Origin of the sequence: Klebsiella sp. 28 (genome assembly GCF_018223905.1) — a bacterium.
GTDB lineage: Bacteria > Pseudomonadota > Gammaproteobacteria > Enterobacterales > Enterobacteriaceae > Klebsiella > Klebsiella pneumoniae.
Genome location: NZ_JAGRQY010000112.1, coordinates 1 through 4,449 on the forward strand (window position 1 = coordinate 1; position 4,449 = coordinate 4,449).

General features: G+C 51.5%; 4 protein-coding genes and 4 tRNA genes. 1 reads left to right on the forward strand and 7 read right to left on the reverse strand.

The genetic code is table 11. The features are described from left to right. From KHQ28_RS19205 to KHQ28_RS19225, 5 genes are all read right to left on the reverse strand, one after another. On the reverse strand, positions 1-234 hold a 234-nt coding region (locus tag KHQ28_RS19205; RefSeq protein ID WP_020882629.1), incomplete at its 3' end, for a GTP-binding protein. Between the two features lie 115 nt (positions 235-349). Beyond that, a tRNA-Thr gene (locus tag KHQ28_RS19210) sits at positions 350-425 on the reverse strand. A 5-nt stretch (positions 426-430) separates the two neighbouring features. Beyond that, positions 431-505 (reverse strand) — tRNA-Gly (locus KHQ28_RS19215). Positions 506-620: 115 nt separating this feature from the next. Continuing rightward, positions 621-705 (reverse strand) — tRNA-Tyr (locus KHQ28_RS19220). 10 nt (positions 706-715) lie between these two features. After that, positions 716-791, reverse strand: a tRNA-Thr gene (locus KHQ28_RS19225). Positions 792-1,219: 428 nt separating this feature from the next. Here KHQ28_RS19225 and coaA point away from each other — a divergent pair. Next, positions 1,220-2,170: a type I pantothenate kinase gene (coaA, locus tag KHQ28_RS19230; RefSeq protein ID WP_002883524.1), complete on the forward strand. Its 951-nt coding sequence runs from the start codon at positions 1,220-1,222 to the stop codon at positions 2,168-2,170. A gap of 25 nt (positions 2,171-2,195) precedes the next feature. Here coaA and birA read toward each other — a convergent pair whose 3' ends face one another. Together birA and murB are read right to left on the reverse strand one after the other, a co-directional pair. Further along, entirely contained in the window at positions 2,196-3,158 is a 963-nt protein-coding gene (birA, locus tag KHQ28_RS19235; RefSeq protein WP_002883521.1) for a bifunctional biotin--[acetyl-CoA-carboxylase] ligase/biotin operon repressor BirA, read from the reverse strand. Continuing rightward, complete coding sequence (murB, locus tag KHQ28_RS19240) at positions 3,155-4,183, reverse strand: UDP-N-acetylmuramate dehydrogenase (RefSeq protein WP_032418214.1); 1,029 nt, start codon at positions 4,181-4,183, stop codon at positions 3,155-3,157. Before murB ends, birA begins: the two co-directional genes overlap by 4 nt. Positions 4,184-4,449 lie beyond the last annotated feature (266 nt).

Sequence of the window (4,449 nt, forward strand, 5' to 3'; positions counted from 1 at the left end):
CGCGTAGTGGCGAGTCGGGGTGTCATATTCAACGTGAGAGGTGTTGATGGTGATACCACGAGCTTTTTCTTCCGGCGCGTTATCGATCTGGTCGAATGCGCGAGCGGAACCACCGTAGGTTTTAGCCAGTACGGTAGTGATGGCAGCGGTCAGCGTTGTTTTACCATGGTCAACGTGGCCGATAGTACCGACGTTAACGTGCGGTTTTGTACGTTCAAACTTTTCTTTAGACATCGATTGTCCCTCTAAGACACGGATAAATCGGTGATATCACCACATCAACCAGGCAACATGCCCGACTTGTTGAATGAACATAACAGAAGAGAAACAGGGAAGGAGAGAAAAGAAGTGGTGCTGATACCCAGAGTCGAACTGGGGACCTCACCCTTACCAAGGGTGCGCTCTACCAACTGAGCCATATCAGCACGTCTGGAGCGGGCAGCGGGAATCGAACCCGCATCATCAGCTTGGAAGGCTGAGGTAATAGCCATTATACGATGCCCGCATCCTGAAACTCGGCTACCCAGTTCTTTCTGTAATACTAAAGAGACTGCTCTCTTTAGTATTGAGCTGATTAGTTTACCCAACCAACTCCGGCTCCGCAAAGCGTCGCCAGAAAGTGGTGGTGGGGGAAGGATTCGAACCTTCGAAGTCGATGACGGCAGATTTACAGTCTGCTCCCTTTGGCCGCTCGGGAACCCCACCCAAATTGTTATGGTGCCGACTACCGGAATCGAACTGGTGACCTACTGATTACAAGTCAGTTGCTCTACCTACTGAGCTAAGTCGGCATCAAGTAGCGCGCATTCTAGGGAGAGGAGCGAGTTCATGCAACTAAAAATTTGCATAAAACGTTCTCTTGCTCACATTTTGTGCTCTCACGCGAAAAAACGGTGTAATTTCAAGCAGCGGAGTGCAAATATTCGCCAACAATTCGGCTCTTCAGGCGCTGTCCGATCATCTCCGGTTACCTCTATCGCATGCTGACCGCTGACGGAAAGGATTCAGGCCGCTAGCCTAGCCTGTTAGCAAAGGCCATGCTTTGCAAAGAATAAGAAACTTATTCTTCTCTTGTGATGCTGGCGCGAGAAAGCAGCATTCAATGAGTTTTTTTCTTATTATTCCCGGCAATCTGGTGTTACCCTCCTGCCCATTGTCCTGATTAACTCGTGTGAAGCATCACCGTTTCAAGGTATTCGGTGATAGTAAGAACATGCTTATGAGCCAAAAAGAGCAGACGTTAATGACACCGTACCTACAATTTAACCGCCACCAATGGGCTGCACTTCGTGATTCTGTCCCGATGACGTTAACCGAGGAAGAAATCACGCGGTTAAAAGGCATCAACGAAGATCTCTCTCTGGAAGAGGTTGCCGAGATCTATTTGCCGCTGTCGCGTTTGCTCAACTTCTATATCAGTTCTAACCTGCGTCGCCAGGCTGTTCTCGAACAATTTCTTGGCACCAATGGTCAGCGAATTCCCTATATTATCAGTATCGCTGGCAGCGTTGCGGTAGGAAAAAGCACCACCGCCCGCGTTCTGCAAGCTTTGCTTAGTCGTTGGCCGGAGCATCGCCATGTCGAACTCATTACCACCGACGGTTTTTTGCACCCTAACTCGGTTTTAAAAGAACGTGGGTTAATGAAGAAAAAAGGCTTTCCGCAGTCCTATGATATGCATCGCCTGGTGAAGTTTGTCTCCGATCTCAAATCAGGGGTACCGCAGGCAACCGCGCCGGTTTATTCCCATCTGATTTATGATGTTATTCCCAATGGTGACAAAACCGTCGCGCAACCGGATATTTTAATTCTTGAAGGGCTGAATGTTCTGCAAAGTGGAATGGATTATCCGCACGATCCCCATCATGTATTCGTTTCCGATTTTGTCGACTTTTCTATTTATGTCGATGCCCCGGAAGAATTATTGAAAAGCTGGTATATCAACCGCTTTCTTAAATTCCGGGAAGGGGCGTTTACCGATCCGGATTCCTATTTCCATAATTACGCTAAGCTCTCGAAGGAAGAAGCGGTAGATATTGCCACTTCGCTATGGAATGAAATCAACCTAATGAATCTTAAAGAAAATATCCTTCCAACTCGCGAGCGCGCCAGCCTGATCATGACTAAGAGCGCCAATCACTCAGTGAATCAGGTACGCTTACGTAAATAAAATAAGGGAGCCGAAGCTCCCTTTTTTATTCTGCACTGCGCAATGATATTTCACCACCCACCCAGGCTTTTATTACACCATCCTGCTCCAGCAATAGTGCGCCCTGGGCGTCAATGCCACGCGAAATGCCGTAAATTTCTTTATCACCGATAATCAGTTTCACCGGGCGATGAATAAAGTTATCCAGTTTTTCCCAGCGCGGTAGATAGGGAGCCAATCCTTCCTGCTCGAACAGCTCCAGTCCCAGGCGCAGCTCTTTAATCAGGCGCGCGGCGAGGAGGTTACGGTCGATGACCACCCCCGCTTCCTGAAGGCTGATCCACCCCTGATTGACGACATCAGACTCCACGCGACGCATCACAAGGTTGATACCCGCGCCGCTGACGATTTGTGCGGCATCGCCCGTTTTCCCCGTCAGTTCCACGAGGATCCCTGACAGCTTACGATCCTGCAGGTAAATATCGTTTGGCCATTTCACGCGAACCTGTTCGGCCCCGAGCTGCTGCAGAACTTCAGCGATCACAATACCGATCACCAGGCTTAGGCCAATAGCCGCTGCCGGGCCCTGCTCCAGACGCCAGTACATCGAGAGATAGAGATTCGCGCCAAAGGGCGAAAACCATTTTCTGCCTCGCCGGCCTCGCCCTGCTTGCTGATATTCAGCCACACAGGCATCTCCGGACGTCAGCTCATCAAGCCTGTCCAGCAAATACTGGTTAGTAGAGTCGATGACGGGAAGGACTGTCACTCGGCCATGGTCTATCTCTTGAGAAATCTTTTTCTCATCTAATAGATGAATAGGCTCCGGCAGGCTGTAACCCTTGCCCGGCACAGTAAACACATCGACGCCCCAGTCACGTAAGGTCTGGATGTGCTTATTAATCGCCGCCCGGCTCATGCCTAACTGCTCACCAAGCTGTTCGCCAGAGTGAAACTCGCCATCAGCAAGGATAGAAATTAGCGTTAAAGGGATAGTATGGTCTTTCACGCAATGCTCTCCTCTGCGTTGACTTCACCATGCGTGCCAATGAAGCGCACCTCGGGCTGAAGCCATACATCGAATTTCGCACCCACCCGCTGGCGAACATAATGAGCAAGTTTTACCACATCCTCGCTGGTCGCTCGATCTTCATTAATCAGTACCAGCGCCTGCTGTCGATGGACGGCCGCGCCGCCGATGCGTTGTCCTTTGAGCTCACATTGATCGATTAGCCAGCCAGCGGCCAGCTTGACGCTGCCATTTGCCTGCGGATAGTGCGGTGCATGAGGGAACTGCGCCAGCAGCGCTTCCGCAACCTGAGCGCTGACGATCGGGTTCTTAAAAAAGCTGCCGGCATTACCGCTAATCTTTGGATCCGGCAATTTAGTCATTCGCATATGACAGACCGCATCAAATACCTGCTGCGGCGTGACGGTCTGCGGATCGAGACGCGTTAAATCACCGTAACTCAGTACAGGCTGCCATGTTTTCGCTAACGATAAGCCAATCGCGACGATGGCATAGCGGTCCTGATATTCATGTTTGAAGATACTGTCGCGATAGCCAAAACGGCATTCCGCGGCTGAAAGACGTTGCTTACGCCCGGTTTCCAGCTCAATGCAGTCAACATATTCGCAAACCCGCTGTAGCTCAACGCCGTAGGCGCCAATATTCTGGATCGGAGAAGATCCTGCGCAGCCAGGGATTAACGCCAGATTTTCCAGACCTGGCATCGCATGCTGTAGCGTGAACTGCACCAACTGATGCCAGTTTTCGCCGGCGCCGACGTGCAAGCGCCAGGCTTCCGGCGTTTCGCTCACCTCGATCCCCATAATCCGGTTGAGGATCACCGTACCGGCATAGTCGTTCAGAAACAGGACATTACTGCCTTCCCCAAGGATCAGCGAGGGTTCGCCTGCCGCGGCAGCGGTTTGCCAGGCGCTTAGCAACTGTTGCTCAGTTTCGGCGCGTACTATCGTCTTGGCGAAGCGTTCAATGCCAAAGGTATTCCAGGGTTTGAGGGAGTGGTTCATAGTAGCTTCCTGATGCAAAATCGGCGTTAGTTTATCGTATCTGGCGGGGGAAGGCTTGTCTGATTACAGGGGCAATGATATTGCGGGGCGTTACCGGTGGTGATGTGGTGTACCGGTGCGGGCTACAGAACGCGACAGGCCCGTAGCCCCGGTAAGCGCAGCGCCACCGGGGAGACATACCGGCACGCTGGCCGGACGACAGAAACGCAAAAAGCCCATCCGACAGGATGGGCTCTTCACTTATTTGATGCCTGGCAGTTCCCTAC

Excerpts from the sequence above, each read along its gene's own strand:
- murB (WP_032418214.1), bottom strand. The coding sequence starts at position 4,183 with ATGAACCACTCCCTCAAACCCTGGAATACCTTTGGCATTGAACGCTTC.
- coaA (WP_002883524.1), top strand. The coding sequence starts at position 1,220 with ATGAGCCAAAAAGAGCAGACGTTAATGACACCGTACCTACAATTTAAC.